Annotated in this window: 19 protein-coding genes; 14 read left to right on the top strand and 5 right to left on the bottom strand. The window is 70.6% G+C overall.

Annotation, left to right across the window (positions count from 1 at the left end; translation table 11 throughout):
- Positions 1-66: 66 nt before the first annotated feature.
- Positions 67-2,196, bottom strand: coding sequence for a glycogen debranching protein GlgX (gene glgX / locus JYK17_RS11725; protein ID WP_108006788.1), 2,130 nt, complete (start codon positions 2,194-2,196; stop codon positions 67-69).
- Positions 2,197-2,396: 200 nt separating this feature from the next.
- Between glgX and JYK17_RS11720 the strand changes: the two genes are divergently transcribed.
- The 4 genes from JYK17_RS11720 to JYK17_RS11705 all read left to right on the top strand — a co-directional run bounded on the left by JYK17_RS11720 (position 2,397) and on the right by JYK17_RS11705 (position 6,776).
- Positions 2,397-3,203, top strand: a complete 807-nt coding sequence (locus JYK17_RS11720; protein ID WP_222810314.1) for a Tat pathway signal sequence domain protein — start codon at positions 2,397-2,399, stop codon at positions 3,201-3,203.
- Positions 3,204-3,253: 50 nt separating this feature from the next.
- Positions 3,254-4,573 carry a copper amine oxidase gene (locus JYK17_RS11715; RefSeq protein WP_222810313.1) on the top strand — a complete coding sequence of 440 codons (1,320 nt, stop codon included), beginning with the start codon at positions 3,254-3,256 and terminating at the stop codon, positions 4,571-4,573.
- 101 nt (positions 4,574-4,674) lie between these two features.
- Entirely contained in the window at positions 4,675-5,922 is a 1,248-nt protein-coding gene (locus JYK17_RS11710; protein ID WP_128801615.1) for a DUF5919 domain-containing protein, read from the top strand.
- Between the two features lie 128 nt (positions 5,923-6,050).
- Positions 6,051-6,776 (top strand): 3'-5' exonuclease, encoded by a 726-nt coding sequence (locus JYK17_RS11705; protein ID WP_128801614.1) that lies wholly within the window; start codon positions 6,051-6,053, stop codon positions 6,774-6,776.
- Between the two features lie 55 nt (positions 6,777-6,831).
- Here the strand turns inward: JYK17_RS11705 and JYK17_RS11700 are convergent, their stop codons facing one another.
- Together JYK17_RS11700 and JYK17_RS11695 are read right to left on the bottom strand one after the other, a co-directional pair.
- Entirely contained in the window at positions 6,832-7,332 is a 501-nt protein-coding gene (locus JYK17_RS11700) for a YbaK/EbsC family protein (RefSeq protein WP_222810312.1), read from the bottom strand.
- Positions 7,302-8,258 carry a DMT family transporter gene (locus JYK17_RS11695; RefSeq protein WP_222810311.1) on the bottom strand — a complete coding sequence of 319 codons (957 nt, stop codon included), beginning with the start codon at positions 8,256-8,258 and terminating at the stop codon, positions 7,302-7,304. The genes JYK17_RS11700 and JYK17_RS11695 overlap by 31 nt, the downstream gene beginning before the upstream one ends.
- Positions 8,259-8,352: 94 nt before the next feature.
- On the opposite strand from JYK17_RS11695, the gene JYK17_RS11690 reads away from it, so the two are divergent.
- Entirely contained in the window at positions 8,353-9,252 is a 900-nt protein-coding gene (locus tag JYK17_RS11690; protein ID WP_222810310.1) for a LysR family transcriptional regulator, read from the top strand.
- Between the two features lie 94 nt (positions 9,253-9,346).
- Here JYK17_RS11690 and JYK17_RS11685 read toward each other — a convergent pair whose 3' ends face one another.
- Positions 9,347-10,201: a phosphotransferase enzyme family protein gene (locus tag JYK17_RS11685; protein ID WP_222810309.1), complete on the bottom strand. Its 855-nt coding sequence runs from the start codon at positions 10,199-10,201 to the stop codon at positions 9,347-9,349.
- Between the two features lie 246 nt (positions 10,202-10,447).
- Here JYK17_RS11685 and JYK17_RS11680 point away from each other — a divergent pair, with 246 nt between their 5' ends.
- From JYK17_RS11680 to mgt, 5 genes are all read left to right on the top strand, one after another.
- Entirely contained in the window at positions 10,448-11,356 is a 909-nt protein-coding gene (locus tag JYK17_RS11680; protein ID WP_108006770.1) for a carbohydrate ABC transporter permease, read from the top strand.
- Positions 11,353-12,186, top strand: a complete 834-nt coding sequence (locus tag JYK17_RS11675) for a carbohydrate ABC transporter permease (RefSeq protein WP_128801611.1) — start codon at positions 11,353-11,355, stop codon at positions 12,184-12,186. The genes JYK17_RS11680 and JYK17_RS11675 overlap by 4 nt, the downstream gene beginning before the upstream one ends.
- Positions 12,186-13,466, top strand: coding sequence for an ABC transporter substrate-binding protein (locus JYK17_RS11670; RefSeq protein WP_222810308.1), 1,281 nt, complete (start codon positions 12,186-12,188; stop codon positions 13,464-13,466). Before JYK17_RS11675 ends, JYK17_RS11670 begins: the two co-directional genes overlap by 1 nt.
- A gap of 301 nt (positions 13,467-13,767) precedes the next feature.
- The gene (erm, locus tag JYK17_RS11665) at positions 13,768-14,595 is read left to right on the top strand and encodes an ErmE/ErmH/ErmO/ErmR family 23S rRNA (adenine(2058)-N(6))-methyltransferase (protein ID WP_222810307.1); all 828 of its coding nucleotides are present in this window, start codon (positions 13,768-13,770) and stop codon (positions 14,593-14,595) included.
- Between the two features lie 64 nt (positions 14,596-14,659).
- Positions 14,660-15,880: a macrolide-inactivating glycosyltransferase gene (gene mgt, locus JYK17_RS11660; protein WP_222810306.1), complete on the top strand. Its 1,221-nt coding sequence runs from the start codon at positions 14,660-14,662 to the stop codon at positions 15,878-15,880.
- 61 nt (positions 15,881-15,941) lie between these two features.
- Here the strand turns inward: mgt and JYK17_RS11655 are convergent, their stop codons facing one another.
- Positions 15,942-18,203 carry an MMPL family transporter gene (locus JYK17_RS11655; RefSeq protein ID WP_222810305.1) on the bottom strand — a complete coding sequence of 754 codons (2,262 nt, stop codon included), beginning with the start codon at positions 18,201-18,203 and terminating at the stop codon, positions 15,942-15,944.
- A 431-nt stretch (positions 18,204-18,634) separates the two neighbouring features.
- Here JYK17_RS11655 and JYK17_RS11650 point away from each other — a divergent pair, with 431 nt between their 5' ends.
- From JYK17_RS11650 to JYK17_RS11635, 4 genes are all read left to right on the top strand, one after another.
- A complete protein-coding gene (locus JYK17_RS11650) occupies positions 18,635-19,183 on the top strand; it encodes a DUF1697 domain-containing protein (RefSeq protein ID WP_222810304.1) in 549 nt (182 codons plus the stop codon).
- Between the two features lie 58 nt (positions 19,184-19,241).
- On the top strand, positions 19,242-20,282 hold the full coding sequence (locus tag JYK17_RS11645; protein ID WP_108006755.1) for a ketopantoate reductase family protein: 1,041 nt from the start codon (positions 19,242-19,244) through the stop codon (positions 20,280-20,282).
- 25 nt (positions 20,283-20,307) lie between these two features.
- Complete coding sequence (locus JYK17_RS11640) at positions 20,308-20,901, top strand: TIGR03086 family metal-binding protein (RefSeq protein WP_128801607.1); 594 nt, start codon at positions 20,308-20,310, stop codon at positions 20,899-20,901.
- 97 nt (positions 20,902-20,998) lie between these two features.
- Positions 20,999-21,616: a mycothiol-dependent nitroreductase Rv2466c family protein gene (locus JYK17_RS11635; protein WP_128801606.1), complete on the top strand. Its 618-nt coding sequence runs from the start codon at positions 20,999-21,001 to the stop codon at positions 21,614-21,616.
- Positions 21,617-21,649: the final 33 nt, after the last annotated feature.

The raw sequence follows: 21,649 nt of genomic DNA, 5'->3' as shown, positions 1-21,649 counted from the left end.
CCGCCACGGGTGCGCTGAACGGCCGCCGGGGCCGCACCGTCCGGTACGGCCCCGGCACGCCACCACCTAGACCGGCCGCTGCAGCACCGTCAGGCTCCGGTCCATCAGGGTCAGCCGGTCACCGGCGTCCACCTTGGGTTCCCCCTCCGGCGGCAGGCCGTTCGAGCGGGCGGTGTCCACCACGACCTGCCACTGCCGCCCGTGGTTGACCGGCACCACGAATTCCAGCGGCTCGGGCGAGGCGTTGAACATCAGCAGGAACGAGTCGTCGGCGATCCGCTCCCCGCGCACCCCCGGCTCGGAGATCGCGTTGCCGTTCAGGAACACCGTCAGCGCGGAGGCCGGCGCCGTGTCCCAGTCCTGCTGGTTCATCTCGTTGCCCTCCGGCGTGAACCAGGCGATGTCCGACAATTCGTCGTGGGTGCCCTCCACGGGCCGCCCGTGGAAGAAGCGGCGCCTGCGGAAGACCGGGTGGTCCTTGCGCAGCCACACCATCGCGCGCGTGAAGTCCAGCAGCGCGCTCTCGGTGGTCTCCTCCGTGGCGTCGGGGTCGAGCCACTTCACCCAGGAGATCTCGTTGTCCTGGCAGTAGGCGTTGTTGTTGCCGCCCTGGCTGCGCGCCAACTCGTCGCCGTGGCTGATCATCGGCACGCCCTGGGAGAGCATGAGCGTGGCGACGAAGTTGCGCATCTGGCGCGCCCGCAGCCGCAGCACATCGGAGTCCTCGGTCTCGCCCTCCGCCCCGCAGTTCCAGGACCGGTTGTGGCTCTCGCCGTCCCGGTTCTCCTCGCCGTTGGCCTCGTTGTGCTTGTCGTTGTACGCGACCAGGTCGTGCAGGGTGAAGCCGTCGTGGCAGGTCACGAAGTTGATCGAGGCCAGCGGGCGGCGGCCGTCGTCCTGGTAGAGATCCGAGGAGCCGGTCAGCCGGGACGCGAACTCCGCGAGCGCCCGCTGCTCACCGCGCCACATGTCCCGTACGGTGTCGCGGTACTTGCCGTTCCACTCGGTCCACAGCGGCGGGAAGTTGCCCACCTGGTAGCCGCCCTCGCCGACGTCCCACGGCTCGGCGATCAGCTTCACCTGGGAGACCACCGGGTCCTGCTGTACCAGGTCGAAGAACGACGACAGCCGGTCCACCTCGTGGAACTGCCTCGCCAGTGTCGCCGCGAGGTCGAAGCGGAAGCCGTCGACGTGCATGTCGGTGACCCAGTAGCGCAGCGAGTCCATGATCAACTGCAGGACGTGCGGGGACCGCATGAGCAGGGAGTTCCCGGTGCCCGTGGTGTCCATGTAGTACCGGGGGTCGTCCGCGAGGCGGTAGTACTGCGCGTTGTCGATGCCCTTGAACGACAGCGTCGGGCCCAGGTGGTTCCCCTCGGCCGTGTGGTTGTAGACCACGTCGAGGATGACCTCGATGCCGGCCTCGTGCAGGGCCTTGATCGCCGACTTGAACTCCAGGACCTGCTGCCCGCGGTCGCCCCAGGAGGCGTAGGCGTTGTGCGGGGCGAAGAAGCCGATCGTGTTGTAGCCCCAGTAGTTGTTCAGGCCCATGTCGACCAGCCGGTGGTCGTTGACGAACTGGTGCACCGGCATCAGCTCCAGCGTGGTCACGCCGAGCTCCACCAGATGCTCGATGATCACCGGGTGCGCGAGCGCCGCGTAGGTGCCGCGCAGCTCCTCGGGCAGCCCCGGGTGCTGCATCGTGAGGCCCTTGACATGGGCCTCGTAGATCACCGTCTCGTGGTAGCCGCGCCGTGGCCGCCGGTCGTCGCCCCAGTCGAAGTACGGGTTGACCACCACGGAGGTCATCGTGTGCGGCGCCGAGTCCAGGTCGTTGCGCTCCTCGGGCGCGTCGAAGTGGTAGCCGTACACCTCCTCGCCCCAGCGGACGGAGCCGCTGATCGCGCGCGCGTACGGGTCGAGCAGCAGCTTCGCCGAGTTGCAGCGCAGACCGTGTTCAGGGGCGTACGGTCCGTGCACCCGGAAGCCGTAGCGCTGCCCGGGCATGATGCCGGGCACGTACGCGTGCCGTACGAAAGCGTCGCTCTCGCGCAGTTCCACCGCCGTTTCCGAGCCGTCGTCGTGCAGCAGACACAGCTCTACTCGGTCCGCGGCCTCCGTGAAGACCGCGAAATTGGTGCCGGCGCCGTCGTACGTGGCACCGAGCGGATATGCCTCGCCAGGCCAGACCTGCATGGATCGACTCTTTCAGCTGGACCGCGACGCCGGTGGCGCCTTCGCGTCGAGTGTCCCCGAAAGTGATGGAACCACCTATGACTTACGTCCCTCTTACCGCTCGACCAGGCAGGCGCGCTATCTCGACCAGGCATACGCGCTATGCCGAACCAGTGGGGCAGACACGTACTCCCGTGACCAAGGGGGAGTAGGGGGAAAATGTGCGCAACATAGTGCACCGCCATCTGGGAAAGGTGGTGGCCGGTGCGGCCGTAGCGGTGGCAGGGACCGCCGTGATGGTCGCGATCACCCTGCCGGGGACGGCGGGGGCCGACGAATCCGGAGGGGGCAAGGGGGCGGCCGGGACGGCGGCCGCAGCGGGGCAGGACGGCGCGGTCCGGCCGGGCGTCGTGCAGCAGGCACCCGCCGAGGGGGACAAGGGCAAGGGCAGCGACCCGCTCACCGACGACGAGATCAAGCGGGCGGAGCAGCTCGCCGCCACCGGGCAGCTGCGCAACTCCGCACAGAACGTGCAGGGCGAGCGGGGTCCGCAGCGACTGACCGTCGACCTCGTCGACCCGGAGGACGAGGGGACGGACGGCGCGAACGCGCCACGGCGCGCCGACGTCACGTTCTACGACTACCGGAACGACAGCCTCGTCACCAAGACGGTCAATCTGGACACCGGGAAGGTCGAGGAGAGCGGTTCGCAGCACGGAGTGCAGCCGCCGCTGAGCCGGGCGGAGAACGCCGAGGCGGCCAGGCTTCTGATCGCCGACCGGCTCGGCGCGGGCCTGAAGGCCGACTACAAGGACGCCACCGGCAAGGAGCTCACCTCGCCGGACCAGCTGCTGCTCAACGGTGCCGTCTACCGGGCCACGCCCGGCGCCCAGCCCGCCGTGCTCGACAAGTGCGGCGAGCACCGCTGTGTGCGGCTGTTCCCGAAGGTCGTCAACGGCCCGTGGATCGACGCCAGGAAGCTGATCGTCGACCTCAGCGCCGGCAAGGTCGCCAGGCTCGACCGCTGACCTCCGTCCACTTTTCCAACTTGCTTCTCCTGTAAGGGAGTCATCTCTTCATGCACGTCAACAGAGTGAGCCGTGCACGCATGCGCACGGCCGTCGGTGTGTCCGTGGCCGCACTCGCCGCCGGCGCGATGGCCGGCGCGGGACCGGCCTCCGCCGAGCAGAAGACCGCCGCCGCCCCGGCCGCCGGCTGCAGCAGCACCTACAAGATCCAGCAGAAGCTCTCCAGCGGCACCACCTGGACGATGTGCTGGCGCTACGACAGCAAGGCGGGCCTCGTCCTGGACGACGTCTCCTACCAGCCCAAGGGCGAGACCAAGCCGATCAAGGTGCTCAACAGCGCCCGGCTCGCCCAGGTCGACGTCCCCTACGACGACGGCAGCGTCGAGTACGACGACCTCACCGGCTTCGGCTTCGCCCAGGGCCTGGTGAACCTCGCGCCCGGCGAATGCCCCGGCGGCACCATCAAGTCCGTCAAGGTCCCCGACTCCTGGGACCCGCAGCACCCCAACGTCAACGGCCTGTGCACCACGACCCGTTCACGCGGCCACGCCTACCGCATGCAGGGCGACAGCGCGAACAAGGTCTACCAGGCCCAGGGCAAGGACCTGCTCGTCTACACGGTCAACCAGGTCGGCTGGTACGAGTACATGACCGAGTGGCGCTTCCAGGACGACGGCACGATCAACATGAACGTCGGCGCCACCGGCAGCCTCTCCTACGAGGACTACGACGCCGGTGACGGCCGCGGCTGGCCCATCGGCAAGGGCGCCTCCGCCTCCGCCACCAGCCACAGCCACAACGTCTTCTGGCGGCTGGACTTCGGCCTCGACGGGTCCTCCAAGACCAAGGTCGAGCAGTACGACTCGAAGGTCACCGCACCGGCCCGCGGCCAGGAGGCCCCGACCGCGAAGACCACCCGCACCAAGGTCACCAAGGAACTGGCCGGCGACTACAAGACCTACCGCTGGTGGCGGATGGTCAGCGCGAGCGGCAAGAACAAGGACGGGCACGCGCGCTCGTACGAGATCGTCCCCGGGCCCACCACCAAGTACCCGGGCCGCAGCTTCACCAAGCACGACCTGTACTTCACCGACTACAAGAAGTGCGAGCAGTTCGCCAGCAACAACACCGGCAACTGCCCCGCCGCGGAAGGCAAATCGGTCGACAAGTGGGTGAACGGCCAGACCCTCACGCACCCGATCGTCTGGATGAACGTGGGCTTCCACCACATCGCCCGTGACGAGGACCAGCAGCCCATGCCCATCCACTGGCAGGGCTTCTCCATCGCCCCGCGCGACGTCACCGCTATGAATCCGCTCACTCCCGACGCCCTGGCGGCCCAGAACGGCCACTGGGAGCCGCGTAGTTGAGAAACGACCTGTCCATCCGGCTGCATCGCCGACCGGTCCCGGAGTACCCTTCCTTGATCGTTGAGACGGGGAGTCTCGGGGGAGCGGAAGGCGGTGCGCGGGTGGGCTCGGGAGGGCTGGAGCTGCCCCCTGGTGACGAGGGTCACGAGGGGAACTCCACAGACGTCCCGCCCGGCACGGTGTCTCTGGCCAGGCCCATGGCGACCAACTCCATCGGGCCGGAGCTCGACTGGGACGCCGACGCCTGGCGCGAGGTGCGTACGCGCGCCCAGAGAGCGGGACGGGCCTATGTCTGGCTGAACCTCGTCGAACAGCGGCTGCGCGCGGTCGTGGCCGCTGTTCTGCGACCCATCTACGAACCCGTCCACGCCGACGACTGGGTGGTGGCCGCGGCCGGCCCGGCCGGTCAGGAATGGGTGCAGCGCGCCGTCGCCGTACGCGAAGTCAGCCGCCGCAAGGGCTACTTGCTCGACCCGGCCGACGACAACGTCCTCAGCTTCCTCACGCTGCCGCAGCTGCGCGAGCTGATGGTGCAGCACTGGCCGTGCTTCGAGCCCTACGTCGACGACCGCCGCGAGGTCGAACTCGCCCTGGACGAGCTCGAGGTCACCCGCAATGTGGTCTCCCGCAACCGGGCCCTGTCCGAGGCCGTCCTGAGCCAGGCCGAGCGGGCCTCGGCGAAGCTGCTGGACGTCCTCGGCGCGGCCGGGAACGTGCCCTCGGCCCGCCGGCTGCCCGTCGACGCGGTGGAGGACCTGGTCGGCGACCGGTACGCGGACGTGGTCGGCGTGCACCCCGACCGGGTGCGGCTGCTGCGCCAGTTCCCGGCCGAGGACATCTTCGGCGGCGCGCGCCGCCTGGACGCCGTCGGCATCGGGCTCAACCTGCTCGTGCAGAACTTCTCCGGGCGACGGCTGGTGCGCCTGGCCGAGGCGGGCTGCCGGGTGCGGCTGCTGTTCCTCAACCCGGCCTCCAGCGCGGTCAAGCGGCGCGAGCGCGAACTAGGCATGAAACGCGGCGAGTTGAGCCGCTCCGTCGAGATGAACATCCTGCACATGCGCCGGGTGCGGTCGCGACTGCGCGACCCGGACGCCTTCGAGATCCATGTCTACGACGAGATCCCGCGCTTCACCGCCTATCTGGTCGACGGGGACGGCTCGGACGGGATAGCGGTCGTGCAGTCCTATCTCCGGCGCACGCGCGGCATGGAGGCGCCGGTGCTGGTGCTGCGCAACGGCAACCGTGTGGTCAAGCCGGACGATATGGACAAGGGAGTCGACAACGGGCTCTTCCCCACGTATCGCGAGGAGTTCGAGATGACGTGGGTGGATTCGCGCCCCGTGTCCTGAGACCGCGCTCGTATGCCGCGCTCGCGGGCCGTGTCCACGGCAAACGGAATGCGGTCCTCTGATTGTCAGTGGCCCATGGGAAGGTGGAGACCACTGGGGGAAAGCACCACCAAGAAGGGGGGCCGCCCATGGGCTGGCACCAGGAGCTGCTGATCGGCTTCGACCTGGAGACGACCGGGACCGATCCGCGCGAGGCGCGCATCGTCACGGGGGCCGTGATCGAGGTCAGGGGCGGGCAGCCCATAGGGCGCCGGGAGTGGCTGGCGGACCCGGGCGTTCACATCCCGGCGGACGCGGTGGCGGTGCACGGGATCAGCAATGAGCGGGCGGCCGCGGAGGGCCGCCCCGCCGACCAGGTGGCGAACGCCATCGCGGACGTCCTCGCGGGGTACTGGAAGACGGGCGTCCCGGTCGTCGCCTACAACGCCGCCTTCGACCTGAGCCTGCTCTCCGCCGAACTACGGCGCTACGGCCTGCCGTCGCTGAGCGACCGCCTGGGCGGCATCGCCCCCGCCCCGGTCATCGACCCGTACACCATCGACCGCTGGGTCGACCGCTACCGCCGCGGCAAGCGCAACCTCGAAGCGGTCTGCGCTGAGTACGGCGTCCTCCTCGACACCGCCCACGACGCCGCGGCGGACGCCCTCGCCGCCGCCGCCCTGGCCTGCGCGATAGCCACCCGCCACACCAAGATCGCAGCCCTCGGCCCCGCGGAACTGCACCGCCGCCAGATCGAGTGGTACGCCGAATGGGCGGCCGACTTCCAGAACTTCCTACGCCGCAAGGGCGACGCAACGGCGGTCGTGGACGCCACCTGGCCGCTGCGGGAATCGGCGGACGAGCGGGTGCTCTGAGCGCCGCCCCGGGGGGGGGGTTGGTGCTGGGGCGGGCCTGCCCGCCCGGGGGTTCCTACGCCTGGGCGGGACTGCTTGCGATGCGTTCCACGCGGGGTTGGGCCACCCGCTCGTAGTCGGGGCCCGACAGGGACAGGGAGCGGTCCAGGCGGGCCGCGTTGAAGTAGAGGCGGGGCAGGGTGATGACGTCCGGGTCGGCCAGCAGCTCCAGTTCGGGGTCGAAGCTGAAGGGGAGCACGGTGCCGGGGACGGCGTGGGCCAGTCGCTCGGCCGTCTCCGCGTCGCTGAAGCCGACGTAGCGGGCCGCGTACAAAGCCTTCACGGCGTCCAGGTCCACCCGCCGGTCCCCGGGGACGACCGCGAGGACGTGCCGGGTCGTGTGCCGGTCGACCTTGACACGCAGCACGATGCACTTCGCGGCCTCGGACACGGCGTGCCCGCGCAGCGCGCTGACGGCCTCGGTGGTGCCCTCGGGCTCGTGGTCGATCAGCTTGTAGTCGATGGAGGAGGCGTCGAGCAGGGAGATCAGACGGTCGTAGGTGTCGTGGTCCGGCATCGGACGTCCCTTTCGTGGGCGTGGACTTCGGTATCGGCTGCCGCTGTGACCGCGGCGCGGTGGGCGCGCTCCACGGACTGGCCCCAGTAGGTGCCGGCGACCATCATGGCCGCACCGAGGGCGGTCAGCGCGGTGAGGTGCTCACCGCCGAGGGCGAGACCCGCCGCGACGGCCCAGACCGGCTCGGTGCCCAGCAGCAGACTGGCCCTGCTGGCGGAGGTGCGCTGCACGGCCCAGGTCTGCGCGAGAAAGGCGAACACACTGCAGAACAGGGCGAGATACACGAGCTGAGCCCAGGTCGCCGTACCGGCCCGGGCCAACTCCGGCGCACCATGGACGGCCACCAGCGGCAGGAACAGCGCCGTGCCGACGAGGGTCTGCACGGCCGTCAGCTGCAGCGGACGTACGGCCCGGCCGACGGTGAGCCGCCCGACAAGCGCGACATGGCCCGCCCGCACCACCGCGGCGCCGAGCATCAGCAGATCCCCGGAGCGCGGAGCGTGGAAGCCGTGGCCGGCCACCAGCAGGCCCACGGCCAGGACGCACACACCGGCGGCGGCGTAGAACAGGGGCGGCGGACCGCCGTGCGTACGGTCGAGCAGCGGGGTGAGCACGATGGTGAGGCTGATGATCAGCCCCGCGTTGGCGGCACTGGTGTGGGCGACGCCGTACGTCTCCACGACCAGGACGGCGGCCTGGGTCAGCCCGAGCGGCACCCCCGCCCGCAGTTCGTCGCGGCTGAACCGGCGCGGCCCGCGGCGGACGGCCACGAGCCCGAGCAGGGCGAGCGCGGACAGGGCGTAGCGCGCGAACAGCACCAGCAGGACGGGGAGCGCGGCGGTGGCCGTCCGGGCGGACAGATAGCTCGAACCCCAGACGACGGCGACAAGGAGAAGTACCGCATCGGTACGGCGGACGTCGGACACCGCTCCACCCTGCACCGCAAGCGTCTGTGAAGCCCAGTACCACTTACTGAATCGATCTTTTAGCAGCCCTACATCGAGTCCCTACACTGGGCGCATGGACGAACGGCAGCTGCGGATCCTGCGGGAACTCGGCGAACTGGGCAGCGTCACCGCCGTCGCCGAGGCGCTGCTCGTGACCCCGTCGGCGATCTCCCAGCAGCTACGACTGCTGCAGCGCTCCATCCCGGTGCCGCTCACCGAGCGCCGGGGCAGACGCCTGGTGCTCACCGACGCCGGGCAGACGCTGGCGGGCGCGGCGATCGAGGTGGAGTCCGCGTTGGAGCGGGCCCGCCGCAGCGTCGGGGAGTTCCTGGACCGGCCCGACGGCGAGGTGTCGGTGGCGGCGTTCCACAGCGCGGCCGCGGCGTTCTTCCCGCTCCTGCTGCGCGCGCTCGCCTCCGACGGCGCCCCGGTGCCGAGGCTCGCCGACGAGGACGTACCGCAGGAGGAGTTCCCGCGCCTGACCCAGGAGTACGACCTCGTCCTCGCGCACCGCCTCGACCACGCACCACCATGGCCGCACACGGTCTCCGCGACGACCCTGCTGCGCGAACCCCTGGACGTGGCCATGCCGGCCACCCACCCGCTCGCCGCCAAACGCCGCGTGACCCCGCGCGACGTGGCCGACGAACCGTGGATCACGGTCCACGACGGCTTCCCGGTCATGGCCACCATCGAGGCGATCTCCGCCGCAGCGGGCAAACGCCTCCATCTCGCCCACCGCATCAACGAGTTCGCGGTCGTGGCCGAAGCAGTCGCAGCAGGAGGCGGCCTGGCCCTGATGCCCCGCTGGACCACCCGCCCCCATCCCGCCCTGACCCTCAGACCCCTCAGCGGAGTCCGCGCCAGACGCCACATCGACGCCCTCCACCGCCCGGAACGCACCGCCAGGACAGCGGTCCGGACGGTCCTACATGAACTCCACAAGGCGGCCAGAACAATCCAGGAACGCTAGCTGCACCCCCGCCAGGGGCGCGGGGAACTGCGCGACAAGCCACAACCGACCCGCACACGCCCGACGAACAAAAGCCACCCACCCCCTCAGCCGCTCAGAACGAATACCACCGCACCGACTCATCCCCGTCCCGCAACGACCCCACCCTCCGCTCGAACTCGACCAACGCCGCGGGATTGCTCCCCGCGTGCTGCGCCACCCACGCGCAACTGGCCGTCTCCCGTGCCCCCCGCAGCACAGAGCAGCCCTCCCACTCGCGCACATCCCACCCGTACGCCGAGACGAACCCGTCGTAAGCCGCCGCAGGCAACCCGTACCGGTCGCGCGAGAGTGCCATGACCACCAGGTCGTGCTCCCGCAGGTCCGAGGAGAACGTCTCCAGGTCCACCAGCACCGGGCCGTCCGGGCCCACGTACACATTGCGCGGCAGCGCATCCCCGTGGATCGGTCCCGGGGTCAGATGCGGTGTCAGCGCGGCCGCGGCGGCGGCGAAGCCGTCGCGGCGCTCCCTCAGGTACGCCGCGTCGGACGGGGAGATCGCGTCGCCCGCGAGGCGCAGCCAGCGCTCCACGCCGCCCAGCAGCTCGCGCGGCGGCAACCGGAAGGGCGGGGCGGGCAGGGCGTGCACGATGCGCAGGAGTTCGGCCAGATCTCGCGGTTCGGCGTCCCGTACGGGATCCGGCAGACGGTGCCACACGGTCACGGGGTGGCCGTCGACCGACCGGGGCTTCGGCTCGGCTGCGCGGACCGCCGGCACGCCCGCCTCGGCCAGCCACAGGGCGATGTCCAGTTCGCGGCGTGCCCGCTCCAGCAGCTCCGGGTCGCGGCCCACCTTGACCACCAGGTCACCGGCGGCGAACACCGCGTTCTCGCCCAGGGAAAGCAGCCGCGCCGGGCCGGACAGTATGTCCGCAGCGGCCAGTACGTCCCGCGCCCGTGCCTCGTCCATCGTCCGCCTCCGTGTCGTCGTGCCCCTGCCGCCGTCGGCGTCACCATCACGCCATCCGCACGATCCGCTGCGATCAGTCTCGCATTCACACAGGTCGCGAGGGGTGCGCGGGCTCTTGACGGGGCACAGTGCCTTCACGACCATGACCGGGCCCGGCCATGCCGTACAGGACGGTCCGGATGATCAGCACGATCAGGACGGTCAGTACGGTCAGGACGGTGGAGTCGTACCAGAAAGGGAGAACTCGTGGCGTCAGTGGCCCAGGCGGAAAGACCGGTGCGGCGCGCCACCGACCGCGGCGCCTGGTTCCTGGTCCTCCCCGCGCTGATCCCCATCCTCGTGCTGAGCGTGGCACCGCTGCTCTACGGCATCCTGCTGGCGTTCACCGACGCCCAGTCGGGCCGGACGCAGGCCACGCAGTGGATCAGCGGCCTCAACTTCCAGGACCTGCTGCACGACACCCTGTTCTGGGAGTCGTTCCGCATCGGGCTGGTGTGGGCGGTCGGGGTGACCGTGCCGCAGTTCCTGCTGGCGCTCGGCCTCGCCCTGCTGCTCAACGAGGACCTGAAGCTGCGCTGGCTGGCCCGCGCCCTGGCGATCATCCCGTGGGCCATGCCCGAGGTCGTCGTGGGTGTCATGTGGCGGCTGGTCTACAACCCGGACGCGGGCGTGCTCAACGAGACCCTGCGCGACCTCGGCCTCGGCGGGGGCCACGACTGGCTGGCGGGTCTCGCGACCGCGCTGCCCGCAGTTGTGGTCGTCGGCGTCTGGGCCGGTATGCCGCAGACCACGGTCGCCCTGCTCGCCGGACTGCAGAACACCCCGCGCGAACTGCACGAGGCGGCCGCCGTCGACGGAGCGGGCGCCTGGCGCCGTTTCCGCACGGTCACCTGGCCCGCCCTGCGCCCGGTCGCCCTCGCCATCACCGCGCTCAACCTGATCTGGAACTTCAACTCCTTCGCCCTGGTCTACGTCCTGACCAACGGCGGCCCCGGCGGCCGTACCCGGCTGCCCATGCTGTTCGCCTACGAAGAGGCCTTCCGCTACGGGCAGTTCGGGTACGCGGCGGCGATGGGATGCGTGATGGTCGCCGTCGTCTCCGTCCTGCTCGCCCTCTTCCTGGTGGGACGGCTCAGCGGAGGTGACGAGGCATGAGGGCCAGAGCCGGGACCCGCGCAGGGCAGTACATCGCCCTGCTCGCCTATCTCGTCTTCCTCGCCTTCCCGTTGCTGTGGCTGCTGTCCACCGCCTTCAAGTCGCCCCGCGAGCTGGGCAGTCTGCACCCCACCTGGATCCCGCGGAACCCCACGCTCGACAACTTCCGGCAGGCCTTCGACGAGCAGCCCCTGCTGCACGCCGCGCTCAACTCCCTGCTCGCCGCGGCCGGTGCGGCCGTCATCGCCGTCGTGATCGCGACCCCGCTCGCCTACGTCATGGCGCGCCGCCGCACCGCGCTGACCCGGGCCGCCACCGGCTGGGTGGTGGTCAGCCAGGCGTTCCCGCTGGTACTGGTGATCATCCCGCTGTTCCTCGTGCTGAAGAACCTGCGCCTGATCGACTCGCTGTTCGGGCTGACGCTGGTCTACGTGGTGTGGGCGCTGCCGTTCGCGCTGTGGATGCTGGCCGGATACGTCCGTGCCGTGCCCACCGAGGTCGAGGAGGCGGCGGCCGTCGACGGGGCCGGGCGGGCGCGGACGCTGGTGTCGGTGGTGGCGCCGCTGCTCGCGCCGGGGATCGTGGCGACGGGACTGTTCGCGTTCGTCACCGCGTGGAACGAGTTCTTCTTCGCGCTGGTCCTGCTGAAGACCCCGGACAAACAGACCCTGCCGGTGGTCCTCACCCACTTCATCGGCGCCGAAGGGGTCGCGGACCTCGGCCCGCTCGCGGCTGCGGCCTTCCTCGCGACGCTGCCCTCCCTCGTCGTCTTCGCGATCGTCCAGCGCCGGATCACCGGCGGCATGCTCACCGGGGCGGTGAAGCACTGATGCGGGCCCGCATGATCTGCCTCCTCGTCCTCACCCTGCTGCTGGCCGGATGCACCAGCGGCGGCAGCGGTGGCGCGCACGGCCACATCACCCTCCGCTTCCAGTCCCTGGCCTGGCAGCAGGATTCCGTCAAGGCCAACAAGGAGCTGGTCAAGGAGTGGAACGCGAGCCATCCGGACGTCAAGGTCGAATACGTCCAGGGGAGTTGGGACAGCGTCCACGACCAGCTGCTCACCTCCTTCGAGGGCGGTGAGGCACCCGACATCATCCACGACGCCTCCGACGACCTCGCGGACTTCGCCTACGGCGGCTATCTCGCCGACCTGACCGACCTGCTGCCCGCCCGCCTCAAGTCGGACATCCCACAACGGAGTTGGCAGACGGCCACCTTCGGCGACGGCATCTACGGCGTGCCCTTCCTCCAGGAGCCGAGGGTGCTCATCGCCAACTCCACCTGGCTGAAGAAGGCCGGTGTGCGCATCCCGACGCCCCAACGCCCCTGGAGCTGGCCGGAGTTCAGGCAGGTGACGAAGCGGCTGAGCGGCAAGGGGAAGTACGGCGTTGCCTGGCCGCTCAAGGAGCCCGTCTCCGCCACGCTCAACCTCGCCCTGTCGGCGGGCGGCGAGTTGTTCCACCGGGGCGCGGACGGCAAGGTGACGATCCGCTTCGGAGCGGCTGACCAGGTGGTGCCGCGCACGATCCACGACCAGGCGAACACCGATCACAGCGCCTCGCCGACCACCCTGGGCAGCGGCGGCTCAGACACTCTGCCCGGCTTCTTCGCGGGGAAGTACGCGATGGTCCCGCTCGGCTTCTCCTACCGCCAGCAGATCGCGCAGCAGGCCCCCAAGGGCTTCCACTGGCAGGTGCTGCCCGCCCCTGCCGGCGCCGACGGGCTCACCCAGGGCGTCAGCCCGCAGACCCTGTCCGTCGCCGAGGACAGCCCGCACAAGAAGGAGGCGGCCGCGTTCGTCGACTTCCTGCTCCGGCCGCGGAACATGGTCCGCCTGGCCCTGGGGGACTGGATGCTGCCGACCGGCACCAGCGCCCTCGGCGACCCGGCCCTGCACACGACTGAGAACGGCTGGGCGACCGGCACCGCCCTCGCCGCCCACCTCCGCTCCGCACCCGCACAGTCCGTCCGCGGCTACCCGGAGTGGAAGGACAAGGTGGCGACCCCCGCCCTCCAGGAGTACTACAGCGGAGCCATCGGCCTCGGCGAGCTGCGCAGACGCCTGGAGAAGGACGGCAACCTGGTGCTGGCCCGCTATCAGCGCTGAGGGGCGGCAGCGCCGCTGGAAAACCCGTTGCCCCGTGAGGGGCCACCCCCCTAGCGTTCCGTCCGTGGCAGCTTGCAACGCGATCACCGACTCCGGTCTCGGCCGGGGCACCACGCACTCCGTACGGAGGCGTCGTGGCCCCGGTGCCCTGACCGGTACGGAGAGCCGCACCCGCTGATCCCTTCTCGCGGCGCGTGACCCCTTGGCGGCACGCCCCGCGCCCCGTGCATGCTCGCTTCCTGTCTTCCGGCCAGGGCCTCGGCTGCCCTCTCCCTTCTCACGGAAGACAAGGACGCAGGCCATGGCCCGCCCCCGCCCGACCTCCCGCGCGCGCTCGCAGAAGCTCCCCCAGAAGCACCCGCGACAGCTCCGCCAGACGCTCTCGCAGAACTTCCTCGCCGACCGCGCCGCCGCAGAACATCTGGCCCGCCTCGCCGTCCCGCACGGACACGAGACCCCCCTCCTGCTCGAAGTCGGCGCAGGAAAAGGCGCGTTGACCGAGCGACTAGCACCCCGCTGCCGAGAGCTGCGGGCGTACGAGATCGACCGCCGACTGCTCCCGGCACTTCGCCTCCGTTTCGCGGACACACCCCACGTCACCGTCATCGGCGGCGACTTCCTGCACGCCGACCCGCCGCACACGCCGTTCTCCGTCGCCGGGAACCTGCCGTTCCACCGCACCAGCGCGATCGTCGACTGGTGCCTGCGGGCCCCCGCACTCACCGAGGCCACCCTCCTCACCCAGCTCGAATACGCCCGCAAACGCACCGGCGACTACGGCAGCTGGACCCTGGTCACGGTCCTCAGCTGGCCGTGCCACGAGTGGCGACTGGTCGGCCGGGTCGCCCGACGCCGCTTCCGGCCCGTGCCGCGCGTCGACGCCGGGATCGTACGCATCGAACGGCGCGCCACCCCACTGCTCGACCGCGACGCCTACGCCGGCTGGCGGCACCTGGTCGAACTCGGCTTCTCAGGCGTCGGCGGCTCGCTGCACGCCTCGCTGCGGCGGGCGTACCCGCGGCGCCGGGTCGACGCCGCGTTCCGGGCGGCGGGGCTTGACCCCGGGGTCCTGGTCGGAGAGGTGTCCCCGGAGCGCTGGCTGCGGCTGCACGACGTACTGGGCGGGTAGGACGGTGACGTACGGAAAGTATTGCGGTTGCACGAGACGTATCGTCTCGCCTAGCGTCGATCACATGACAAGCCGAGCCCCCGCCACCCGCCCCGCCCACATCGCGATGTTCTCCATCGCCGCCCACGGGCATGTGAACCCCAGCCTGGAGGTGATCCGCGAGCTCGTCGCGCGGGGGCACCGGGTCACGTACGCGATCCCGCCCGCGTTCGCCGAGAAGGTCGCCGCGACCGGCGCCGAGCCCAAGCTGTGGAACTCCGTCCTGCCCGGACCCGACGCCGACCCGAAGGCCTGGGGCAGCGAACTCCTCGACCACGTCGAGCTGTTCCTGGACGACGCGATCCAGGCGCTGCCGCAGCTGACCGAGGCGTACGAGGGGGACGAGCCGGATCTCGTGCTGCACGACATCACGTCGTACCCGGCCCGCGTCCTCGCCCACCGCTGGGGCGTGCCCGCCGTCTCGCTGTCACCCAACCTGGTCGCCTGGGAGGGGTACGAGGAGGAGGTCGCCGAGCCGATGTGGGCGGAGCCGAAGCGCACCCCGCGCGGACAGGCGTACTACGCCCGCTTCCAGGGCTGGCTGGAGGAGAACGGCATCGCCCTGCACCCGGACCCCTTCGTCGGCCGGCCCGACCGCTCGCTCGTCCTGATCCCGAGGGCGATGCAGCCGAACGCCGGCCGGGTCGACGAGAGCGTGTACACGTTCGTCGGAGCCTGTCAGGGCGACCGCAGTGCCGAGGGCGACTGGCAGCGTCCGGAGGGTGCCGAGAAGGTCGTGCTCGTCTCGCTCGGGTCGGCCTTCACCAAGCAGCCCGCGTTCTACCGCGAGTGCGCGAAGGCCTTCGCCGAGCTGCCGGGCTGGCACCTGGTGCTCCAGGTCGGCACGCATGTGGACCCCGGGGAGCTGGGTGACCTGCCGGACAACGTCGAAGTGCGGTCCTGGGTACCGCAGTTGGCGATCCTTCGGCAGACCGACCTGTTCGTCACGCACGCGGGTGCGGGCGGCAGCCAGGAGGGCCTGGGCACGGCCACGCCGATGATCGCCGTACCGCAGGCCGTGGACCAGTTCGGCAACGCGGACATGCTGGTGGGTCTCGGCGTCGCACGCCGTATCGACACCGAGGAGGCGAGCGCCGAGACGCTGCGAGAAGCCGCCCTCGCGCTCGTCGACGATCCCGAAGTCGCCCGCAGGCTGCGGGACATCCGGGCCGAGATGACCCGGGAGGGGGGCACGCGGCGGGCGGCCGACCTCGTCGAGGCCGAACTGCGCAAGCATCAGGCATGAGGAAGGGCCCGTTGGCTCCCCGGCAGCCAACGGGCCCTCACCCAGGGCGGGTTCGGTGGGTTCACACCCGCAGCGGCTCACCCTCGTCGTCCCGCGCCGCGGGCGCGACCACGGCCTCCGCGGCCTCGTCGTGCGTCAGGTCCGGCAGTCGGTGCAGCCACTTCGGCAGATACCAGTTGCGCTCGCCGAGCAGCGCCATCACCGCGGGGAGCAGCACGCCCCGGATGATCGTCGCGTCGATCAGCACCGCGGCCGCGAGGCCCACGCCCATCTGCTTCATGGACTGCATCGACAGCGTGCCGAAGATCGCGAACACGGCGACCATGATGATCGCGGCGCTGGTGACGACACCGGCCGTGGTGACCACACCGTGCTGGATCGCGTCCCGCGTCGTACGGCCCCGCATGCGCGCCTCACGGATCCGCGAGACCACGAACACGTGGTAGTCCATGCTCAGCCCGAACAGGATCACGAACAGGAACAGCGGCAGCCAGGTGATGATCGCGCCGACGCCCTCCGCGCCCACCAGGGACGCGCCCCAGCCGTGCTGGAAGACGGCGACGAGGATGCCGTAGGCGGCGCCCACCGACAGCAGGTTGAGCAGGATCGACGTGATCGCGACCGTCAGCGAGCGGAACGACAGCAGCATCAGCGCGAAGGCGAAGACCACGACGAACGCGAAGACCGGGATCACGGCTCCGGCGAGCTGGTCGTTGAAGTCGTGCGAGCCGGCCACCTGCCCGGTGATCGGTGCCTGCACCCCGTCCACCGTGCCCAGCGTGGCGGGCCGTACCTCGTCGCGCAGCTTGTCCAGGCTGGCACCCGCCTTGTCGAGGTCGGAGCCGCCGACGAGCGGGACGTAGACGTAGGCGACGTTCTGCGCGTCGTGCAGCTTGATCTCGACCGGGCCGCGGGTGGCACCCGAACTGATCGCCCGCGCCTTGAAGTCGGCGAGCGCGGACTTCACCTCGGGGGCGTTGATGTCCTTCGCCTTGACGACCACCTCGGCCGGCTCGGAGCCGCCCGGGAAGGCGTCGTTGACGCGGTTGTACGTCTGCACGATCGGCAGCGAGTTCCCGAACTCCTGGTCCAGCGTGAGGTTCTGGGTCTTCATGCCGACCGCCGGGGCCGCGATCGCGAGCAGCGCGCCGGCCGCGACCAGCACCGACACCAGCGGCCGCTTGAGCACGCCGCGCAGGACCGCGGTCCAGAACCGGCTCTCCCCGTTCGTGCGGGCGGCGCGCCGCTCCATGGCCTTGGCCAGGAACGGGACCTTCCCCTTCTCGACCCGCTCGCCCAGCAGCGACAGCAGCGCGGGCAGCACGGTCACGGAGCCGACCATGGCGACCGCGACGACCATCAGCGAGGCCAGGCCCATCCCCTCGAACGTGGCGAGCCCGGTGAACAGCATGCCCGCCATCGCCACGCACACCGTGATGCCCGAGACGATGATCGCGCGGCCACTGGTGGCGGCGGCGATCCGCAGCGCCGTCTGCCCGTCCCGGCCCGCGGCCCGCTCCTCGCGCTCGCGGCGCAGATAGAACAGGCAGTAGTCGACGCCCACGGCCAGACCGACCAGCAGCATCACGGAGTTGGCGGTGTCGGTCATCGGCTGGATGTGGCTGACGATGCCCATCAGGCCCATCGTCGCCATGATCGCGGTGATCGCCAGCGCGACCGGCAGCAGCGCGGCCACCAGGGCGCCGAACGCGATGAGCAGGATGCCGAGGGCCACCGGCACCGCGGAGAGCTCGGCCTTCTGGAAGTCGTCCCCGAACGCGTCGTCGAACGTCTTCTGCATGCTCGCGCTGCCGATCTCCTCGATCCGCAGCGTCTCGTGGTCCTTCTGCACCCCGTCGACGGCCTTCAGTACGGGCGCCACGCGGTCGCCCGCGCTCTCGGCGTCGCCGCGCATGTCGAACTGCACCAGCGCGCTGCGCCCGTCCTTGGAGATCGTCCGCGTGACGTACGGCGACTTCACGTCCGTGACCTTGCCGGTCGCGTCGACGGCCTTCACGACGGCGCCGACGGCCGCCTTGAAGTCGGCGTCCGTGGCCTTGAGCCCGTCGCCCTTCGCCTGGATCAGGACCGTCTCGCCGGCCGGCTCCTTGATCCCCGCGTCGTCGATGATCTTTGCGGCGGTGTGCGTCTCGCCCTTGAGCTGATCGCTGTCCTTGAGGTCGACCCGGCCCGCCGCGGAGCCGAGCCCCATCGCCAGGACGACGAACAGCACCCAGATACCGACGGCGGCCCAGCGGTGCCGGGCGCTCCAGCCGCCGGCCCGGGCGGCCATGCCCCGCACCCGCGAATCTCCGTTCCCCATGACGGGCCTGCCCCCTCTTGCGCGGTGACGGCCCCGTGCCGCCACCTTCCGCTTCGACGGTATGGGCGGCGTAAGCGCATCTCGTCGTGCTCCCCGGTGAAGTGCCGGGGCGAGAACTCATCCCCTCGGACCCGGCGGACTCACCGCTGGGGAGGACCACGGGCCCTTACATCTATCCGGGCTACCCGAAGGTAGTGATCAGGGTGACCGGCCCGTCCTCGGCTCGTCTCCGCCCCGTCTCCGGTGCGTGTCCGGTCCGTCGGCATCGCTCCTCTTTGTGATTACAGAACCTTGTTGAACAAGTCACAGCTGCGTGTAGGTGTTGCTACGGGCCGGGTCGTTCGGCCAGAGTTTCGCGCAGTCCGCCTCACGCGGACGCGGCCGTCGTGCCCACCCCCACGGGGCACGACGGCCGTCCTAGGGTTGGGGCCATGACGACGACGTATGCGGCGCTGCTGCGCGGGATCAACGTGGGCGGCAGCAGGAAGCTGCCGATGGCCGAGCTGCGGCAGCTGATGACCGGCCTCGGCTATGAGGGCGTACGCACGCATCTGCAGAGCGGACAGGCCGTCTTCACCACCGCGCACGGCGACGAGGAGTCCCTGGCCGCCCGGCTCTCCGAGGCGATCGAGAAGCACTACGGCTTCCCGGTCGACGTCATCGTCCGCGACCACGCCTACCTCAGGGCGGTCGCGGAGGCCTGTCCGTTCCCGGCGGCCGAGCTGGAGGGCAGGCAGCTGCACGTCACCTACTTCTCCGCACCTGTCGACGAGGCGCGCTTCGCGGAGATCGACCGGGAGAAATACCTGCCGGAGGAGTTCCGGCTCGGGGACCGCGCCCTGTACCTCTACGCCCCTGACGGGCTCGGCCGCTCCAAGCTCGCCGAGTACCTGGCGAAGCCGCGCATCAACAAGGGCGTGATCGCCACCAGCCGCAACTGGAACACCGTCGTGAAGCTGGTCGAACTCACCGCACCGTGACCGGCCCCGCGCACGGGGTAGGGATCGGCCCCGCGCACGGGTGTGCGAGGCTCGGGACATGCGCTACATCATCATCGGAGCAGGGGCCGTCGGCGGAGCCATCGGCGGGCGTCTCGCGGGCGCGGACCACGAGGTCGTCCTGGTCGCGCGGGGCGCGCATCTCGCCGCGCTGCGGGACGGCGGGCTGCGGCTGAAGGTGCCGGACGGCGAGTACACCCACCGGCTGCCGGCCGTCGAAGGGCCGGACGAACTGGGGGAGTTGAGGACCGACGACGTACTCGTCCTCGCCGTGAAGACCCAGGACACCGTGGGCGCGCTGCGGACCTGGGGGCCCGCGCCGGTCGCGGGCGGCGGCACGGCGGCCGAGCGGCTGCCGCTGTTCTGCGCCCAGAACGGCGTGGAGGGCCAGCGCCTCGCCCTGCGCGTCTTCCGGCGTGTGTACGGCGTCTGCGTGTGGCTGCCGGCGACCTTCGTCGAGCCGGGTGCCGTCTCCGCCGCGGGCACCCCCCTCACCGGCATCCTGCACCTGGGCCGCCACCCGCACGGCACCGACGAGACCGCCCGGCGGGTCGCCGCCGACCTGGCCGAGGCGCACTTCGAGGCACCGGTCGTGGCCGACGTGGCCCGCTGGCAGTACGCCAAGCTGCAGTCCAACCTGGGCAACGCCCTGGAGGCCGTCGCCGGGCCGATCGCCGGGGACAAGGCGGGAGAGCTGTACGAGAGGGTGCGCGCCGAGGGCGAGAGCGTGCTGGACGCCGCCAAGATCGCGTACGCGAGCGCAGAAGAGCAGCAGGCAACGCGCGGCCACAAGGTCGACCTGGTGCCGCTCGACGGCGCCCCGCGCGGCGGCGGCTCCTCCTGGCAGTCGCTCAGCCGCGGCACCGGCACCATCGAGGCCGACTACCTCAACGGCGAGATCGCCCTGCTGGGCCGGCTGCACGGCGTGCCGACCCCGCTCAACGACCTGCTCCAGCACCTGGCGAACACCTTCGCGCGCGAGCGCCGTGAGCCGGGCTCGATGGGAATCGACGAGCTCGTCCGCCTGGCCGACGAAGCTGTCGAGTCGGCCGAGGCTGTCGCGTTTGTTCAAGAGTCCTGAGCGGGCCCTTCCTAGCGTGGGGTGCATGACGTACGACGACCCGAAGCAACTGCACCCGTACATGACCGAGTGTGCCGCCGAGGCGGCGCGTGTCGCGCGCGGCGTCCCGGCGGACCGGCTCGGCGACCCCACCCACTGCCCCGACTGGGACGTCCGCGCCCTGGTCAACCACTGGGTGCTCTACACCTCCCACGGCCTGGAGCACCGCGCCCTGCGCAAGAACCTCCCCGAGGAACTCACCGCCCGCGACTTCACCGCGGACCCCGATTGGCCCGCCGCCTACGCGACGCAGCTCGACCGCGCGGTGGCGGCCTGGGCCGACCCCGCGGTGTGGGAGGGCGACGTGGACTTCGGCACGGCGAAAATGCCCGCGCTCGACATCGCCTCGATGGTCATCAAGGAGATGGCCGTGCACGGCTGGGACGTCGCCACCGCCACCGGCCAGAAGTTCCACGTCTCGGACGACACCGCCGCCTTCGTCCTGCACGTCGTCGACAAGCACGGCGACGTCTACCGCCAGTACGACGGCTTCGCCGCCCCGGTGCCCGTGCCGGACGACGCACCCGTCTTCGACCGCGCGCTCGCGTCGAGCGGACGGGATCCGAAATTGGGCCAGTGACAATTGGGCAGTGCCATTGGGCGGTGACAATTGGGCCAGTGACACGACGCTCGAATGGGCCGGGACATTGCACCATTGCCCCGTTAACGTCGACACCATGACGAACACCTCGCCCACCCGGGTCGACTTCTGGTTCGACCCCGCCTGTCCCTTCGCCTGGATCACCTCCCGCTGGCTGCTGGAGGTCGAGCGCGAACGCCCGCTCGACCTCCGCTTCCATGCGATGAGCCTGTACCTGCACAACATCGGCAACGAACTCCCCGACTGGTACCGGGAGTTGGTAGACAAGTCCATCGGCCCGGTGCGGGTCGCCGTGGCCGCAGCCGAACGGCACGGGGAGAAGGTCCTGCGCGATCTGTACACCGCGTTCGGCACCCGTATCCACGAGCAGAAGGCCGAGGACTTCGACGCGGTGGTGGCCGACTCCCTGGCCGAACTGGGCCTGCCCGCCGACCTCGCCGCCGCCGCGCACGACCCGGCGTACGACGACGCCGTACGCCGCAGCCACGAGGCGGGCGTCGAGCCCGACTCGGGCGGCTACGTGGGCACACCCACCCTGCACGTGGACGGAACCGTGTGGTTCGGACCGGTGCTGCGGGCGATCCCCCGGGGCGCCCGCGCGGCCGAACTCTTCGACAGCTTCCGGGTGTTGGCGACGGACCCGGATCTCTTCGAACTGAAGCGCACCCGCACGGGGTCGCTGCGGTTCGACTGAACTGGAACTGAAGTGAAGGGAACGGAACTGACT

The organism is Streptomyces plumbidurans (genome assembly GCF_019857225.1).
GTDB lineage: Bacteria > Actinomycetota > Actinomycetes > Streptomycetales > Streptomycetaceae > Streptomyces > Streptomyces plumbidurans.
The sequence above is the reverse complement of the archived record's forward strand: the minus strand, read 5'-3'. Positions and strand labels throughout refer to the sequence as shown.